We start from the raw sequence: 16,108 nt of genomic DNA on the forward strand, positions 1-16,108 counted from the left end.
AAATATAAGCCAGCTTCCCGATTAGGGAAGCTGACAAAAACTCTCTATCCTCTAGGAAATTAATTTTCAAGTTCGTTAAGAATAAATTAATCCTTAACTGTAACTAAACCTAATTTCAAAAGGCTTTCAGCAATTTGAACAGAATTCCAAGCTGCTCCTTTTAATAGATTATCGGAAACCACCCATAAATGGAAGCCTTTATCTTCATCCAAATCTTTGCGGATCCGACCGACGAATACATCATTCTTGCCGACGGATGAAGCAGGCGTTGGGTAAATTTGTTGTTCCGGTTCATCTTCTAACACTATTCCAGGCGCCATCCTCATTAAATCTTTGATTTGAGAAGCCGCTACGCCTTCTTTTTCAACTTCAATGTAAACAGATTCTGAATGACCTGTTACAACAGGAAGCCTTACGCATGTTGCAGCTACTGGAAGGTCATGCATATGCATGATTTTCTTTGTTTCATTGATCATTTTCATCTCTTCGAATGTGTAACCATTTTCTTGGAATTTATCGATTTGGGGAATGACGTTAAAAGCGATTTGATAATGCTTTTCGTCCCCCTTCACCGGTAAAATTTTCGGATCTATTTCTTTTTCATCAAGCAAGTTGCGAGCTTGTTCTTTTAATTCATTTATCGCTGCAGCCCCTGCACCCGAAACAGCCTGATAGGTAGAGACGACAACTTTTGATAATCCGTATGTCTGGCGGATAGGTTCTAATGCCACAACCATTTGGATAGTTGAACAATTCGGGTTCGCAATGATCCCATTATGCAGTTTCAAGTCTTCAGCGTTTACTTCAGGCACGACTAGCGGCACATTTTCATCCATGCGGAACGCGCTGGTGTTATCCACTACTATTGCTCCGCGTTTCACTGCTTCTGGAGCCAATTCCTTAGACACGCTTCCTCCAGCACTGAATAATGCGATATCGATGCCTTCAAAGCTTTCAGGTTTTGCTTCCTGCACTTCGATTTCTTCGCCCTTAAACTTAAGTTTGATTCCAGCGGAACGAGCCGATGATAAAAAGATGATTTTCTTAATCGGTAAGTCCCTTTGTTCGAGTGTTGAAATCATTTGTTGTCCTACTGCTCCAGTTGCTCCCACAACTGCAATACGCAATCCCTGTGTCTCAGTCATTTATACATACTCCTTTTCTATCTCTTAAAATTAGTTTATAGTTGGATTTACTCTTCTTGTTCAGAATATCATTTATTTTATCACATTAACATTCCAAAGGGTCGGACTTTAACAAAATATTCTGGTAGTGGAGTGGTTTTTTATAACTTTACACTACAAAATTATGCATATATGTGAAAGCGGGAGCGTGCCTGAAAACTTGTTTTAGTCTATATCATCCTTGAACCTTTCGACGATGACCGGTTGAACCTGTTCCCTTTCCAGTGCCGCAACGATCGTATCCCTTATCATACTCATCCTTGCAACCATGGAACTTGGCTTGCCTATTGGATTATCCTGGCCATATGGAACAAAATAAATATCTTTTGCTGCCATCAGCCTCATTAGATTGACACCATTTAACCCAAGTGCATCATTCGTTGATATAGCGACCACAACTGGACGGTGATTTCTCATCGTCGCTTTTGCAGCCATAAGTACAGGCGAATCGGTAAGAGCATTTGCCATTTTACTCATTGAGTTACCCGTTAAAGGAGCGATTACCATGCAATCAAGTGGCAATCTAGGCCCTAATGGCTCTGCTTTGACGATTGTATCAACGACATGATTCCCCGTCAATGTTTCAATCCTTTCGATCCAGTCCTCGCCCTTTCCAAAACGTGTTTCCGTGTTCTGTACAGTCGATGTTACGATTGGAATGACTTCCGCCCCTTCATTTACAAGTTTTTCTATTTCAGGAAATACTTCATCATATGTGCAATGTGATCCTGTTAATCCGAATCCGATCCGTTTCCCTTGGAGACTCATAGTTTTTTCCCCTTCCTTTTCATAAACTCGCCTTGAATCAATAGTCCCAGTGCATTTGCTAATATCTGACCAGCCGTTTTCGGGGCAACTATACCCGGTAGGCTCGGTGCCAACAGCGCTTTAATTCCCCTTTTTTCAGCGTAACGAAAATCCGTCCCCCCTGGTTTTGAAGCAAGGTCGATGATTAATGTATGAACGGGCATATTGGATATAACTCTTGCGGTAATTATCGGAAAAGGAATCGTATTGATACATATATCAACATTTTTCATTTCTTCAGCAAGATCATTTAAATGAAAAGGGGTTAGTGCCATTTCACTGATCCTCGCAATATCTTCGCTTTTTCTTGCCCCCACCTTCACTTTTGCTCCAAGGGCCTGGAATGACCGGGCTACACTCATACCGACCCTTCCCAGCCCAAGAACGGCTACATTCGATCCATGGATAGTAAAATCCGTATGTTGAATGGCCATCATGATCGCACCCTCTACAGTGGGAATGGAATTATAAATAGCCACATCATCACGTTCGAACAATAGCACAAGTTTACGATCCGCTTTCTTAAATATCCCATTGAGGTAATCGTTACTGATTCCTGCATAAAAAATGCAATGTGCCGGGGTCTTTTTTATCATTTCTTCAGTCAAAACAACCTCTTCACTGGAAAAGATCGTTTCCACTTTTCCATCTGAATCCGTGCCCCGGACAGGTAAAATAACAGAATCAATTTCGTTGAAATTTATATCTTTCATTTTTTCCTTAACCGCACCGGTAAAAGCATGGTCGAGCTGTTCAAACCCTACCAATAATAGCTTCGCATCAAGCTCCGTCAGTTTACGGACAACTTCAAGCTGACGCGCATCTCCACCAATTACAGCGATTTGCATGCCTGTGAGCATTAAAACCGTCACCTTCTTTATATAAAAGATCCTAAACATTCCCCGCCTCATGATAAACTTCCCTCAAGAAGCAACTCGGTTTTTGCTGCATTCTCTAGTTACCCTGCCATCTTATGTTTTCACTTAAAAAACGGTGATAAGAAAAGAAAAAACGCCTTAGCCATTGCCAGCTAAGGCGTTTTCGAGAGACCATATCCAGACATTCCAAGGAGAATGGAGTGTGAGGTCTTCACCCGTCCATTTGCTCTCCATCTTTAAGTGAAAGTCCTTCCTGAAAATCAATGATGACCATATCCGATCCGATTTTTTTTATATGTTCCCATGGCACTCTTATTTCACTGCCATTCCTTAAAAGGCCGAACCATTTGACAGAAGGGATGATCAACGTGGTAATTTGTCCAGTTTCATCTATTTCCAAATCCGTCTGACCAAGGATTCCCAATCTTTCCGCCCTATTCACATCGACTATTTCCTTACCGCTCAGTTCGCTCAATCTCAATTATAGCTCCCCCTTTTTCACCTTCTATTCAATCTATATCCGAAAAAGGGGAACTTAGAAGGCATTTATCTAAATATTGTCCATAACACCGTCCCGGCCCTTCCATTATAAAAAAAGCCTGACCTCCCATTAATAAAAGGGAAGGTGCAGGCTTGTTCGTTTTTATTTGTCCCAGTTTTCCAACGGGCTCACTAATGACAAGGAATGTTCCGTAAATATCTGGTTTGCCAGTTCATTGACGGTATCCTCTGTCACCTCGTCAATTTTGATGATAATATCATCAAGGGAACGGTGCTCACCCAACATAAGTTCATTTTTTCCGTTTCGGCTCATCCGGCTATTCGTGCTTTCAAGGCTGAGCATCAAGCTTCCTTTAAGCTGTTCTTTACTATTTCGTAATTCCTTTTCTGTAATGCCATCCCTCTTTAATGTATCCAGTGTTTCCTGAATGGTTTCATATAGGCTGTCGAGTTGATTTGTGCCTGTCCCCCCATAGACTGTCACCAAACCGCTATCTTGATAGCTGGAATGATAGGAGTACACGGAATAGGCAAGGCCGCGTTGTTCCCTGACGTCCTGGAATAGGCGGCTACTCATGCTTCCTCCAAGAATATTATTCAAGGTAATTAAGCTGTATGTTTTATCATTGCCGATTTCCAATCCTTTGTAACCAAGGCATAAGTGGGCTTGTTCTGTTTCTTTTTTACGGGTGATCCTATTTTGATGAAAGGAAGGTTTCACCAACTCAAGACGATCTTCCCCACCTTGATACGACCCAAAGTAGCTTTCGACCTCTTGAATCAATTTTTCATCCACATTACCCGCAATGGAAACCACTACTTTATCAGGTGTATACATATCATGGACGTATTTTTTCAATGTATCACTATTGAATGTTTCAAGGGTATTTTCCGTCCCTAGTATTGGATAGCCAAGAGGATGATTTTCATAAACCGCCTTGCTTAAGAGGTCATGGACAATGTCATCCGGTGTGTCTTCGTACATTTTGATTTCTTCGTAGACTACATTTTTTTCTTTTTTCAATTCTTCCCCATCAAATGTTGAATTGAAGAACATATCGGCAAGTATTTCAAGCGCATAGCTTGCATGGTTATCCATTACTTTAGCATAATAGCATGTATACTCTTTTGAAGTGAATGCATTTACCTGTCCGCCAATACTATCGAACGACTCGGCAATTTCACGCGCATTCCTCGTAGTTGTCCCTTTAAAGAACATATGCTCCAGGAAATGTGAAACCCCATTCAATTCAGGTGTTTCATTTCGTGAACCTGTTTTGATCCATACTCCAATTGCTGCTGAGCGTACTGTTGGAATATTTTCCAATACAATTCTAACTCCATTTTGACACGTGTATTTCTTAATCAACTAACATTCCTCCCAATCATTCTATGCTGCTATCGTAACCAAAACATTATGGATTCGATCGCTCTTCATCTACAGCTTCCGAAACGGTAACAACATCCAGGTCTTTCTTTTTTATTTCAATTATTAACGTTTCCAATGATTTTGCAGTAGATTCCGTCGGATGCATTAAAATAAATGCTCCTGGGTGTACCTTAGAAAGCACTCGTTGTTGTAGGACTTCAGGGCTTGGTTTTTGCCAGTCGATCGTATCCACACTCCACATGACTGTTTCCAGACCGAAAGAATCCGCGATTTTCACCGTTTCATCCCGGTAGCTGCCACTTGGTGGCGCGAACCATTTCATCTTCGAACCTGTCACCGCTTCAATGACTTCGTTCGTTTTTCGAATTTCCTCACGTGTAGCTTGTGCGGATATGTTTTTCATATCGGGATGTGAATAAGAATGATTTCCTATTTCATGCCCGCCACCCTTAATCATCTTGGCCAAATCTGGATTTTTCTTGGTCCAATTACCTTCAAGGAAAAAAGTGGCCTTGACATTATTCTCTTTCAGCACAGCCAACATATCTTGTAAGTATTCATTCCCCCAGGCCACATTGATTAAAAATGAAACCACCGGCTTTTTGGGATGGGCCCGGTAAATCGGAGCCGGATCCAGATCCTCTAAGTGTATCTTTGCAGGGACCTGCTGAAATACCAGCTTATCCTTATCGAACACACCCTCCTTCTTCATGGCTTTATACGAATCATCAATATTTACCTTCAGGCCATTATATGCAGGAATGGTTTTCCATACCGAATCTATTCGTGCATCCTCTGGTGCAATCTCATATTTTTTTGTTGATTCTTTTATTTGTAAAAGAAGCTCATCTTCTTGCTTCATTGAAGCAACTGAATGATCTGTTAATTGGGTCAAATAAATTTGTGTATATGGATTTTGCACTAATAACCATGATATACCTGCAATGGCACTTATCGCAACTATCTGCTTCCATTTATTATTCATTTTTTACGCCCCCTTCATACCAAAATGTATGAAGAAAACGGACAAGGTAGAACATGACATACTATTAATGCCATTCATGCTATGTATTATCCCAATGCTTTTTACAAAAAAAAGCATGCAGATTCACAAAGAATCGCATGCCGGAATTTCATTTCTATTACGATTGAGAAGGGTTAGCTGCCTCTTTTTGCTCTTTCAGGACCGCTTTACGGGAAAGGTTTACCCTTCCTTGCTTATCAATCTCAGTAACTTTAACCAATAACTCATCGCCAAGTGAAACGACATCTTCCACTTTTCCGACTCTTTCTTCAGCCAGTTCGGAAATATGCACCAAACCGTCTTTACCATTGAAGATTTCAACGAAAGCACCGAACTTTTCAATACGTTTCACTTTACCTAAGTATAGTTCGCCGACTACGACTTCACGTACGATATCCTCAATGATTTTCTTCGCTTTTTGAATCATTGGTTCATCTGTAGAAGATATGAATACCGTTCCATCTTGCTCGATGTCGATTTTCACGCCAGTTTCTTCAATGATTTTATTGATATGTTTTCCGCTCGGTCCAATGACATCACGGATTTTATCCGGATTTATAGACATTGTAACGATTTTAGGAGCATATTTGGATAACTGCTCACGCGGTTGATTGATTGTTGACATCATTGACTCCAAAATATGCATCCGGCCGTGTTTGGCTTGAAGTAAAGCTTCTTCAAGGATCTCTCTTGATAGACCTTCAATCTTAATGTCCATTTGTAGGGCAGTAACACCTTTTGAGGTACCTGCGACTTTAAAGTCCATATCTCCAAGATGATCTTCCATACCTTGAATATCCGTTAAGATTGTATAGTGCTCACCAGTTTTGACAAGGCCCATTGCAATACCGGCAACTGGAGCCTTCAATGGAACACCAGCATCCATCATTGCCAAAGTGCTTGCACAGATACTTGCTTGTGAAGTTGAACCGTTTGATTCAAGCACTTCTGAAACAAGTCTGATTGTATAAGGGAAGTCTTTATCGTTTGGAATGACAGGTTCCAATGCTCTTTCACCAAGTGCACCATGACCAATTTCACGGCGACCTGCTCCACGGATAGGACCAGTTTCACCAACACTGAAATGTGGGAAGTTATAGTGGTGCATGAAACGTTTTGACTCTTCGGTTCCAAGCCCATCCAGAATCTGCACATCACCAAGTGCACCTAAAGTACAGATGGATAGTGCTTGGGTTTGTCCGCGTGTGAACAATCCAGAACCATGTGTACGGGGCAGAATGGTAACTTCTGATGATAATGGTCTGATTTCGTCAGGATTACGGCCATCCGGACGCACTTTTTCTTCCGTAATTAAACGGCGTACTTCAGATTTGACCAATTTATTCAGGATTTCTTTGATTTGTTTTAATTTAGCTTCATCAGTTTCTTCTTCATAATGAGCCAATACACGATCTTTCACTTCTTTAATCGCGTCTTCACGAGCATGTTTTTCCTGAACTTGTACAGCTTTGTTCAAGTCGGCTTCACATAGGCCTTTCACTTCTGCTTCCAGCTCTGCATCCACCTGATATAAAGCGATCTGCATTTTTTTCTTGCCGATTTCAGCAACGATTTTCTCTTGGAATGCAATGATTTTCTTGATTTCATCATGTCCAAACATGATTGCTTCAAGCATGGTTTCCTCTGGTACTTCATTAGCTCCGGCTTCAACCATGTTGATAGCATCTTTAGTACCGGCAACCGTCAAATTGATGTCACTTTTTGCAAGTTGGTCAACAGTAGGGTTAATCATGAATTCATTATTGATTCTTCCTACTACAACTCCAGCAATTGGACCTTCGAATGGAATATCGGAAACTGAAAGTGCAAGGGATGATCCAAGCATCGCTGCCATTTCAGAAGAGCAATCTTGATCGACACTCATGACCATGCTGATGATCTGAACATCGTTCCTGAAGCCGTCAGCAAATAGCGGGCGGATTGGACGATCAATTAAACGGCTTGCAAGAATTGCCCTTTCACTTGGTCGGCCTTCACGTTTGATGAAGCCACCTGGAATTTTGCCGACTGCATAAAGTCTTTCTTCGTAGTTGACTGTCAAAGGGAAGAAGTCGACATTTCTAGGCTCTTTCGAAGCTGTTGCTGTACTTAATACAGCAGTTTCTCCATAACGGACTAAAACTGCTCCGTTCGCTTGTTTGGCCAATTGCCCTATCTCTACCGTTACATTACGGCCGGCCCAGTCAAATGAATACGTATGTTTTTCCTGTCCCATTTATTAAACCCCTCTCTGAATCTTCACTTAAAGGCTTAGTTTACCTAAACCTGTATTGGATTAAATCATTTATATGTGAAAGTAACTGAACTCGAGTTAAAACCAAACTATTCCTATTATGCACGAAAAAAACAAGCATTAACAGTAAAATGAATAAAAATTTCATTCATTTGATTATGTATATCCTGATCATTTATAAATGGAAAAGGACCCGGCTCCTGCCGAGTCCCAAGGACGAAGGCTCAGCCTTTAAGTAGAACACGTCCAAATCATTTGATTAACATCAAAAAAGCGGGAAATTTCCCGCCTTCCTGAAAAAATTATCTACGTAGACCTAATTTGTTAATTAGTGTACGGTAACGAGTAACGTCTGTGTTACGTAGGTAAGTTAAAAGATTACGACGTTTACCTACCATTTTAAGAAGACCGCGACGTGAATGATGGTCCTTTTTATGTGTGCGTAAGTGACCGTTCAAGTTGTTGATTTCTTCTGTTAAAACTGCGATTTGAACTTCTGGAGACCCAGTGTCAGTATCGTGAGTTCTGAACTCAGCGATAAGTTCGTTTTTGCGTACTTGTGTAATTGCCATGTTATTATTCCTCCTAAAATTCTGTAAAATCACCTATTACCGAGCCAGCGTCGGAGTCTCGACTAGCCAAGCAATGGTTATTTTCATACATACAATAGAATACATGTTTTTCATTAAAATTGCAAGTCTTGTCTATTACTGCCCTTTTTATGCTTTCAGTTTTGAAAAATAGACTATTGCATTTTGCTTATCCGTTTCGATCTGAGCGACCAATGCTTCAAGTCCGGAAAATTTCTGCTCACTCCGAAGCCTTGTATGCCATTCAACCGAAACCTGATCGCCATATATATCTCTTGAGAACTCCAAGGCATGGACCTCCACAGTAGGGTATTTAGGCTTTTCTTCGTGGAACGTAGGTTTGTAACCGACATTGCAAACTCCGCAATACCATTTACCGCTTATTTTGATCCTGACTGCATATACGCCTGCAGCAGGGAAGATATAATCGTCACTTACTTCAATATTAGCGGTGGGGAATCCCAACTTCCTGCCCCGTTTTTCTCCGTGGATGACATGCCCTTTCGTTAAATAGCGCCGGCCAGCCAAATGATAAAAGTCGGAAAAGTTGCCATTACCGAGAGTTTCCCTGATTCTCGTCGAACTAACCTTTTCATCTTCAAGTGTCTGTTTTTCAACGACAGTCTGAGAAAACCTTCCTTGGGCGTAAACAGGCAAATCTTTCATTGACCCTTGACCATAGCGACCGTATGAATAATCAAAGCCTGCTACGACGTGACGGACATTCAGCCCGACAATGTATTCGTCAACGAACCGTTCCGGCAGTACCGAAGCAAATTCCTTGCTGAAATGGACTATGAATAAATAATCTATCTCCATCGACTCTATGATATCCACCTTATCTTCAAGTGGAGTAATATAGCGGATATTTTCCGTTTTCCTCCCCAGTACTGCTGAAGGATGCGGGTCAAATGTCATGACTGCTGACTTAAGATTCATTTCATCGGCTTTTTGCTTGGCGGTTTGAATAACAATCTGATGTCCTTTATGTATACCATCAAAAAATCCAAGCGCCATTACAAGCTCAGGAAAATCATCCGATTTAAATTGATGAGGATGCTCTATTGCGATCACTTTCACCTTTCAATCTCCTCTTTCCGACGGTAAAACGGTCTATAATTCTTGTGCCAATACTTTTACAGGTTTAATTAACCCCACTTTTGTCGGATGTATTTGATAAATGGCAATCGCCTTACCGGATGGGTCGACCATCACAAAAGGCGTACCTTTTTCAACAATGACATCCTCTGTTTGTTCCAATACCGCACCGTTAAGTACTTTCTTTGCTACTTTATCACTAATCTGAAATTTGGGCAAATGAAACAATCCCCGCTCCAAGGGCAACAGAAAACCATCAGTTCGTTCGGTTTCCATGAATGCTTCCACCTCAGCAAATGTAAAACAATCCTCTTGCTTAAAACCTGCTGATTCAATACGGGTTAAATCTGACATATGGGCAGGAAACCCCAATTCTTCACCCATCATGACTGCAAGTGTCCGAATATACGTACCTTTGCTGCACTTGACGCGAAAACGGAAAGAAATGGTTTCCCCTTTGAATTCAGAACGATCATCGAGAAGGGTAATTTCATAGATGGAGACCTCTCTTGTCGGCCTCTCCACTTCTACTCCTGCACGAGCATATTCATATAACTTCTTCCCGTTTACCTTAACAGCCGAAAACATTGGCGGAGTCTGTTCAATTTTCCCAGTCAATGATTCGAGCATCTCTAGAATCCGTTCACGCGGAATCACTTGTTCAACCTTTTTCTCTTCCACTTTTTCACCGCTTGCGTCTTCAGTTGTCGTTGAAAAACCAAGGGTCACTTCCCCTTCATACGCTTTGCCGGCTTCTGTCAAATATTCAGCAATTTTAGTTGCCCTGCCAATACAAATAGGTAAAACCCCTGTTACATCGGGATCTAAAGTACCTGTATGCCCAACCTTTTTCGTCTTTAAAATCTTTCTTAATTTAAAAACACAATCATGGGATGTCAATCCCTTGGGTTTCCATAATGGAAGAATACCGTTCACGCTTTCACCTCATCATTTATAAAACACCCTAAACGGTTATCATGAAGCAAAATAAATTTCAATTCCGAAAGGTGTTTTTTTGATTTTTAAATATTTCATTTTCAAAAAAAAGAGACCGACTTCAAGAAGTGCAAAGCACTTTTTGAGTCGGCCTCCTTTTACTGCTTGCTTATTCTTCGTCTTTTTCAGCCGGTTTGTCCTCTGAATTGATTTGGGAAATCAACGACTCGATACGGTTACCATAATCAACTGATTCATCAAATTCAAAAAACAGCTCAGGGGTCTTGCGCAGGCGGATTCTTTGCCCAATTTCTGAACGCATGAATCCTTTTGCCTTTGCTAGGCCTTGCAGGGTTTTCTCCCGTTGTTCCTGGTCACCCAAAACGGAAATATAAACTGTTGCCTGCTGTAAATCGCCTGTAACCTCAACATCCGTCACAGTTACAAATCCGATTCTTGGATCTTTAATTTTTCGGCCGATAATTTCACTCAGCTCTTTTTTCATTTGTTCGCCAACACGATTTGAACGAAGGCTCATAATATCACCTCGATAGCCTAAAGCCAGTCTATATCTGTTATTGTTCGCTCTAGTTCCGGAAAAGAATCTAGAAATTTAAGGGCATTTTGAAGTTCCCGCTCTGTAGCCTTCCTTGAGGATGTTACGGTTACGATAGTAATCTTTGTCCGCTGCCATAAATCCTGAAAATCGGTCTCGGCTACAGAAATATTGAACTTCTGTTTAAGCCGTGTCATGACACGCTGGAGCACGGCCCGTTTTTCTTTCAATGAATGGGTGTCATAGATGATGCATTCACATTGGACAGAGCCAACGATCATTTACGTTCAATCTCTTCCATTACATAAGCTTCGATTACATCGCCTTCTTTAAGGTCGTTGTAATTTTTAATGGTAATACCGCACTCATAGTTCGTTGCCACTTCTTTTACATCATCTTTAAAACGTTTCAATGCATCAATTTCACCTTCGTAAATGACGACACCTTCACGAATTAAGCGAATACCGCTATCACGTGTAATTTTTCCTTCTGTGACATATGAACCGGCAATCGTACCTACTTTAGATACTTTGAAAGTAGTACGAACTTCAGCCTGACCGATAATTTTTTCTTCGAATTCAGGATCAAGCATCCCTTTCATAGCCGACTCGATCTCTTCGATCGCTTTATAGATGATGCGGTGTAGGCGGACATCAACATTTTCTGATTCAGCTGCACGCTTTGCATTCACGTCAGGACGGACGTTAAATCCGATGACGATTGCATTGGAAGCTGTAGCAAGGATGATGTCAGACTCTGTAATTGCACCGACGCCAGTGTGAATGATTTTCACTTTAGCGCCTTCCACTTCTATTTTATTCAGGGAAGCGGCTACTGCTTCCGCAGAACCTTGAACATCCGCTTTTAGAATGATGTTCAATTCTTTAATTTCCCCTTCTTTCATTTGCTCGAACAATGTATCTAAGGTTACACGGGATTTTTCATTACGTTGTGAAGCAAGTTGTCTCTGTGCACGCACTTCCCCAACTTGACGGGCCGTTTTCTCATCTTCAAAGACGATGAAACGATCACCGGCTTGTGGTACTTCGTTCAATCCAGTGATTTCAACCGGTGTTGAAGGACCTGCATCCTTAACACGGCGTCCAAGATCGTTAAGCATAGCACGGACACGGCCGAATGTATTACCGATAACAATCGGATCTCCGACTTTCAACGTACCGTTTTGAACAAGCAAAGTAGCAACCGATCCGCGACCTTTATCCAAACGCGCTTCGATAACCGTTCCATTTGCTTTACGAGATGGATTCGCTTTATACTCCTCCACTTCACTGACAAGAAGAATCATTTCAAGCAAGCTATCGATACCCTCACCGTTTTTAGCTGAAATTGGTACGAAAATTGTGTCTCCGCCCCAAGCTTCAGAAACTAAACCATGTTCAGTCAATTCTTGCATGACACGGTCCGGATTGGCAGCTTCTTTATCCATTTTATTGACAGCGACGATAATTGGTACTTCTGCCGCTTTAGCATGGTTAATCGCTTCAATCGTTTGAGGCATAACACCATCATCCGCCGCAACAACCAGGATCGTGATATCAGTAACTTGTGCACCGCGGGCACGCATTGTTGTAAAAGCAGCATGTCCTGGTGTATCTAGGAATGTTATTTTCTTATCGTTTACTTTAACTTGATAAGCACCGATATGCTGAGTTATTCCGCCTGCTTCGCCTTCTGTAACTTTTGTATGGCGTATAGAATCAAGCAATGTCGTTTTACCATGGTCAACGTGCCCCATGATCGTTACGACAGCCGGACGTTCAATCAAATCTTCAGAAGCGTCTTCAGTGACTAGTGACTCAAGGTCGGTCAGGTCAACACGAATCTCTTCTTCGGCCACTACACCGTATTCTGTACAAATCAATTCAATTGCATCTTTATCCAAAGTTTGGTTGATTGTAGCCATAACACCAAGCATAAAGAGCTTTTTAATGATTTCAGAAGGTTCACGATGAAGTTTTTTACCAAGTTCCATAACGGTCAAAGACTCATAAAACGTAATTTTCTCTGGAAGTTCTCTTTCCTTACGCTTTGTAACGGGAGCCTGTGGGGCTTGTTGTCTTTGTTTATTATTTTTATTCTTATTATTGCGGCCCCTGTTAAACTGCCCCGTTGGTTTTTTCGTACCTACAGGTTTAACTGGTGGTTTCTTCTTCAGTTTTTCTTTATTAACTGTGCTCTTTTCATCCGCTTCAGCTTCGTACTTTGCAACCGTAGCGTTTGCCTTTGGTTCAGCAGCTTGGCTTTTATCTTCGTTTTTAGGTTTAATTGAATCGTTTAATTTATTTACAGTTGAATCGTCTAATGCTGTCATATGGTTTGTTACCTCTATATTCATTTCTTTAAGTTTATTTATTACATCCTTGCTTGAAACGTTCTTTTGTTTTGCATATTCATATACACGCAATTTTGTCATACGTTCACCCCCGTAAAATTTAATCGAGCAGCGTTCGGAGTTTTTGTGCAAAACCTTCATCCAGAACTGCGACGGCAACTCTAGCATCCTTACCTATCGCATGGCCGAGCATAGACCTGCTTTCGACTCTTTTTAAAGGAACCTGATAAAATGCGCACTTATCAGATATTTTTTTTTCAGTGTTTTTTGAAGCGTCCGCGGATAAAATAACAACTTTGGCATTACCGCTTCTAATCTCTTTAACCACTAATTCTTCACCCGAAATTAGCTTGCGTGCCCGATTGGCCAAACCTAATAGAGACATCCATTGTTGTTGGGTCATGGTGTTAGTTTTTCTCCTTATTCACTAATTCAAGCAATTGTTCATAAAGGGAAGAATCGATTTGGGTACTAAGGTGATTAGCCAGCACGTTTTTCTTTTTGGCCAGCTCGATAACATCCCGATCAAGAGTCAAATAAGCTCCCCTTCCCGATTTCTTTCCGGTCGGATCAAGGCTGACTTCCCCTTCTTTAGATCGAACGATGCGAATGAGTTCTTTCTTCGGCTTCATTTCACCTGTAGCCACACATTTACGCATCGGGATTTTTTTTCGGCTATTCATCTTTTTTCACCTCTGAATTACTCGTTATCCTCTTCGAAATCTGTTTCCTCTTCATTAACATAACTATCTCTGCTCAAAAGGAATTCTTGTTCTTCCACTGGATAAATACCAGCTTCGCGGGCTTCCGTTTCACTCTTGATATCAATTTTCCAGCCTGTAAGTTTGGCAGCTAAACGGGCATTTTGTCCGCGCTTACCAATTGCCAGGGAAAGCTGATAATCCGGAACGATCACAGTCGTCGCCTTTTCCTCTTCTTTTACGATAACTTCAAGTACTTTTGAAGGGCTTAAAGCATTCGCAACGAAAATGACCGGATTCTCCGACCATTTAACGATATCGATTTTTTCACCCTTCAACTCATTGACGATGGCCTGAACACGTTGTCCTTTTTGGCCTACACATGAACCGACAGGATCGACTTCTTCGTTATCTGAGTGCACGGAGATTTTTGAACGGTCGCCTGCTTCGCGGGCAACTGACTTAATTTCTACTGTTCCATCAAAAATTTCAGGCACTTCGATTTCGAATAAACGTTTTAAAAGGCCAGGATGTGAACGGGATACAAAAATTTGCGGGCCCTTAGAAGTTTTTTCAACTTTAGTGATGAAAACTTTAATGCGATCATGAGGTTTATACTGTTCATTCGGCATTTGCTCATTCACCGGGAGCAAAGCTTCGATTTTACCTAGGCTCACATAGATGAATCGTGAATCTTGGCGTTGAACGATGCCAGTCATGATATCCTCTTCCCGATCAATGAATTCGGCATAAATGATGCCTCGTTCTGCTTCACGCACTCTTTGAGTAACGACTTGTTTTGCAGTTTGTGCAGCGATACGGCCGAAATCCTTTGGTGTTACTTCCATTTCGACAATATCCTCTAACTGGTAGTTGGGATCAATTGCTCTTGCTTCTTCAACAGAAATTTCCAGACGTGAATCGAATACTTCGTCAACAACGTCTTTTCTGGCAAATACACGCATAGTTCCTTTACCAAGGTTCAAGTCGATACGTACATTTTGTGCTTGGTTAAAGTTACGGCGATATGCCGATATAAGAGCAGCTTCAATCGCGTCGATCAAAACTTCCCTGGAAATTCCTTTTTCGTTTTCTAAAATATAGAGAGCATCCAATAACTCATTGCCCATGGTGATCCCTCTTACGGATATTTAAATTAATGATTTGCTTGACTTAAGAGAAGGTAATCGCCAATCTTGCTTTGGCCACCTTTTCGAATGGTATGACGATGGTTTTCTTTCTTGTCTTGATTCTGACTTCGAGTGTCACTTCTTTACCATCGAAACTGGTTAAGATTCCTTCGAATTCTTTTTCATCTAAAATGGGCTCGTATGTTTTTATGTAAACATTTTTACCGATAGCTTTAAGGAAATCCTTCTCTTTTTTCAGAGGCCTTTCAGCTCCGGGAGATGAAACTTCGAGAAAATAATTTTGTGGAATCGGATCAACCTCATCAAGCTTTTCACTGAGTTTTTCACTCACATTTCCGCAATCTTCAATATCTACGCCTGTTTCTTTATCAATGTACACTCGAAGGAACCAGCTTTTACCTTCCTTCACATACTCCACTTCGACTAATTCAAGCTGCAATTCTTCAAGAATTGGTAATGCAAATTCCTCTACAACTTCCGTTACCTTTTTACTCATTTGTTTCCTCCATACGTGCGTTGTATGCGCTTGGTTTCGGATTCAAAATTAAATGGTCAATACAACACGAAAGAGTGGGTTTCCCCACTCTTGCCATTGGTTCCTCTTAGTATTTCCAATAAAAATATACCATAATCAAGATATTTATGCAAATACCATGTCTGTTTCTTCCTTTTTGACAACAGTTTC

At 41.1% G+C, this 16,108-nt stretch carries 17 protein-coding genes; all 17 read right to left on the reverse strand.

All coding sequences use genetic code 11. The features are described 5' to 3' along the window. Positions 1 to 86 precede the first annotated feature (86 nt). A complete protein-coding gene (gene asd, locus AC1DVK_RS00070) occupies positions 87 to 1,145 on the reverse strand; it encodes an aspartate-semialdehyde dehydrogenase (protein WP_061462455.1) in 1,059 nt (352 codons plus the stop codon). A 204-nt stretch (positions 1,146 to 1,349) separates the two neighbouring features. Then, the gene (locus tag AC1DVK_RS00075; protein WP_061462454.1) at positions 1,350 to 1,952 is read right to left on the reverse strand and encodes a dipicolinate synthase subunit B; all 603 of its coding nucleotides are present in this window, start codon (positions 1,950 to 1,952) and stop codon (positions 1,350 to 1,352) included. Next, positions 1,949 to 2,851, reverse strand: a complete 903-nt coding sequence (gene dpaA, locus AC1DVK_RS00080) for a dipicolinic acid synthetase subunit A (protein WP_089364991.1) — start codon at positions 2,849 to 2,851, stop codon at positions 1,949 to 1,951. The genes AC1DVK_RS00075 and dpaA overlap by 4 nt, the downstream gene beginning before the upstream one ends. Positions 2,852 to 3,080: 229 nt before the next feature. Further along, positions 3,081 to 3,350: a YlmC/YmxH family sporulation protein gene (locus AC1DVK_RS00085; protein WP_061462452.1), complete on the reverse strand. Its 270-nt coding sequence runs from the start codon at positions 3,348 to 3,350 to the stop codon at positions 3,081 to 3,083. A gap of 162 nt (positions 3,351 to 3,512) precedes the next feature. Next, a complete protein-coding gene (locus AC1DVK_RS00090) occupies positions 3,513 to 4,739 on the reverse strand; it encodes a M16 family metallopeptidase (protein ID WP_089364987.1) in 1,227 nt (408 codons plus the stop codon). Between the two features lie 46 nt (positions 4,740 to 4,785). Beyond that, a complete protein-coding gene (locus AC1DVK_RS00095) occupies positions 4,786 to 5,745 on the reverse strand; it encodes a polysaccharide deacetylase family protein (RefSeq protein WP_061462450.1) in 960 nt (319 codons plus the stop codon). A gap of 157 nt (positions 5,746 to 5,902) precedes the next feature. Continuing rightward, on the reverse strand, positions 5,903 to 8,020 hold the full coding sequence (pnp, locus tag AC1DVK_RS00100) for a polyribonucleotide nucleotidyltransferase (protein WP_089364988.1): 2,118 nt from the start codon (positions 8,018 to 8,020) through the stop codon (positions 5,903 to 5,905). Between the two features lie 320 nt (positions 8,021 to 8,340). Continuing rightward, a complete protein-coding gene (rpsO, locus tag AC1DVK_RS00105) occupies positions 8,341 to 8,610 on the reverse strand; it encodes a 30S ribosomal protein S15 (protein WP_061462448.1) in 270 nt (89 codons plus the stop codon). Between the two features lie 147 nt (positions 8,611 to 8,757). Next, a complete protein-coding gene (gene ribF, locus AC1DVK_RS00110) occupies positions 8,758 to 9,708 on the reverse strand; it encodes a bifunctional riboflavin kinase/FAD synthetase (protein WP_410860320.1) in 951 nt (316 codons plus the stop codon). Between the two features lie 33 nt (positions 9,709 to 9,741). Further along, on the reverse strand, positions 9,742 to 10,662 hold the full coding sequence (gene truB / locus AC1DVK_RS00115) for a tRNA pseudouridine(55) synthase TruB (protein WP_089364990.1): 921 nt from the start codon (positions 10,660 to 10,662) through the stop codon (positions 9,742 to 9,744). A 169-nt stretch (positions 10,663 to 10,831) separates the two neighbouring features. Next, complete coding sequence (gene rbfA, locus AC1DVK_RS00120) at positions 10,832 to 11,200, reverse strand: 30S ribosome-binding factor RbfA (RefSeq protein ID WP_061462445.1); 369 nt, start codon at positions 11,198 to 11,200, stop codon at positions 10,832 to 10,834. Positions 11,201 to 11,217: 17 nt separating this feature from the next. Then, on the reverse strand, positions 11,218 to 11,499 hold the full coding sequence (locus AC1DVK_RS00125) for a DUF503 domain-containing protein (RefSeq protein WP_477625630.1): 282 nt from the start codon (positions 11,497 to 11,499) through the stop codon (positions 11,218 to 11,220). After that, entirely contained in the window at positions 11,496 to 13,652 is a 2,157-nt protein-coding gene (infB, locus tag AC1DVK_RS00130; protein ID WP_061462444.1) for a translation initiation factor IF-2, read from the reverse strand. Before infB ends, AC1DVK_RS00125 begins: the two co-directional genes overlap by 4 nt. 19 nt (positions 13,653 to 13,671) lie before the next feature. After that, positions 13,672 to 13,974, reverse strand: coding sequence for a YlxQ family RNA-binding protein (locus tag AC1DVK_RS00135; RefSeq protein ID WP_057913377.1), 303 nt, complete (start codon positions 13,972 to 13,974; stop codon positions 13,672 to 13,674). 4 nt (positions 13,975 to 13,978) lie between these two features. Then, positions 13,979 to 14,254, reverse strand: coding sequence for an RNase P modulator RnpM (gene rnpM / locus AC1DVK_RS00140; protein ID WP_061462443.1), 276 nt, complete (start codon positions 14,252 to 14,254; stop codon positions 13,979 to 13,981). Positions 14,255 to 14,271: 17 nt separating this feature from the next. Continuing rightward, positions 14,272 to 15,402 carry a transcription termination factor NusA gene (nusA, locus tag AC1DVK_RS00145; RefSeq protein WP_061462442.1) on the reverse strand — a complete coding sequence of 377 codons (1,131 nt, stop codon included), beginning with the start codon at positions 15,400 to 15,402 and terminating at the stop codon, positions 14,272 to 14,274. A 43-nt stretch (positions 15,403 to 15,445) separates the two neighbouring features. Continuing rightward, positions 15,446 to 15,919, reverse strand: coding sequence for a ribosome maturation factor RimP (gene rimP / locus AC1DVK_RS00150; RefSeq protein ID WP_061462441.1), 474 nt, complete (start codon positions 15,917 to 15,919; stop codon positions 15,446 to 15,448). Between the last annotated feature and the right edge of the window lie 189 nt (positions 15,920 to 16,108).

Source organism: Peribacillus sp. P4_B1 (genome assembly GCF_056402395.1).

Coding starts and splice junctions, on each gene's coding strand:
- asd (WP_061462455.1), bottom strand. CDS start 1,145: ATGACTGAGACACAGGGATTGCGTATTGCAGTTGTGGGAGCAACTGGA.
- AC1DVK_RS00075 (WP_061462454.1), bottom strand. CDS start 1,952: ATGAGTCTCCAAGGGAAACGGATCGGATTCGGATTAACAGGATCACAT.
- dpaA (WP_089364991.1), bottom strand. CDS start 2,851: ATGCTCACAGGCATGCAAATCGCTGTAATTGGTGGAGATGCGCGTCAG.
- AC1DVK_RS00095 (WP_061462450.1), bottom strand. CDS start 5,745: ATGAATAATAAATGGAAGCAGATAGTTGCGATAAGTGCCATTGCAGGT.
- pnp (WP_089364988.1), bottom strand. CDS start 8,020: ATGGGACAGGAAAAACATACGTATTCATTTGACTGGGCCGGCCGTAAT.
- rpsO (WP_061462448.1), bottom strand. CDS start 8,610: ATGGCAATTACACAAGTACGCAAAAACGAACTTATCGCTGAGTTCAGA.
- rbfA (WP_061462445.1), bottom strand. CDS start 11,200: ATGAGCCTTCGTTCAAATCGTGTTGGCGAACAAATGAAAAAAGAGCTG.
- AC1DVK_RS00125 (WP_477625630.1), bottom strand. CDS start 11,499: ATGATCGTTGGCTCTGTCCAATGTGAATGCATCATCTATGACACCCAT.
- infB (WP_061462444.1), bottom strand. CDS start 13,652: ATGACAAAATTGCGTGTATATGAATATGCAAAACAAAAGAACGTTTCA.
- AC1DVK_RS00135 (WP_057913377.1), bottom strand. CDS start 13,974: ATGACCCAACAACAATGGATGTCTCTATTAGGTTTGGCCAATCGGGCA.
- rnpM (WP_061462443.1), bottom strand. CDS start 14,254: ATGAATAGCCGAAAAAAAATCCCGATGCGTAAATGTGTGGCTACAGGT.
- nusA (WP_061462442.1), bottom strand. CDS start 15,402: ATGGGCAATGAGTTATTGGATGCTCTCTATATTTTAGAAAACGAAAAA.
- rimP (WP_061462441.1), bottom strand. CDS start 15,919: ATGAGTAAAAAGGTAACGGAAGTTGTAGAGGAATTTGCATTACCAATT.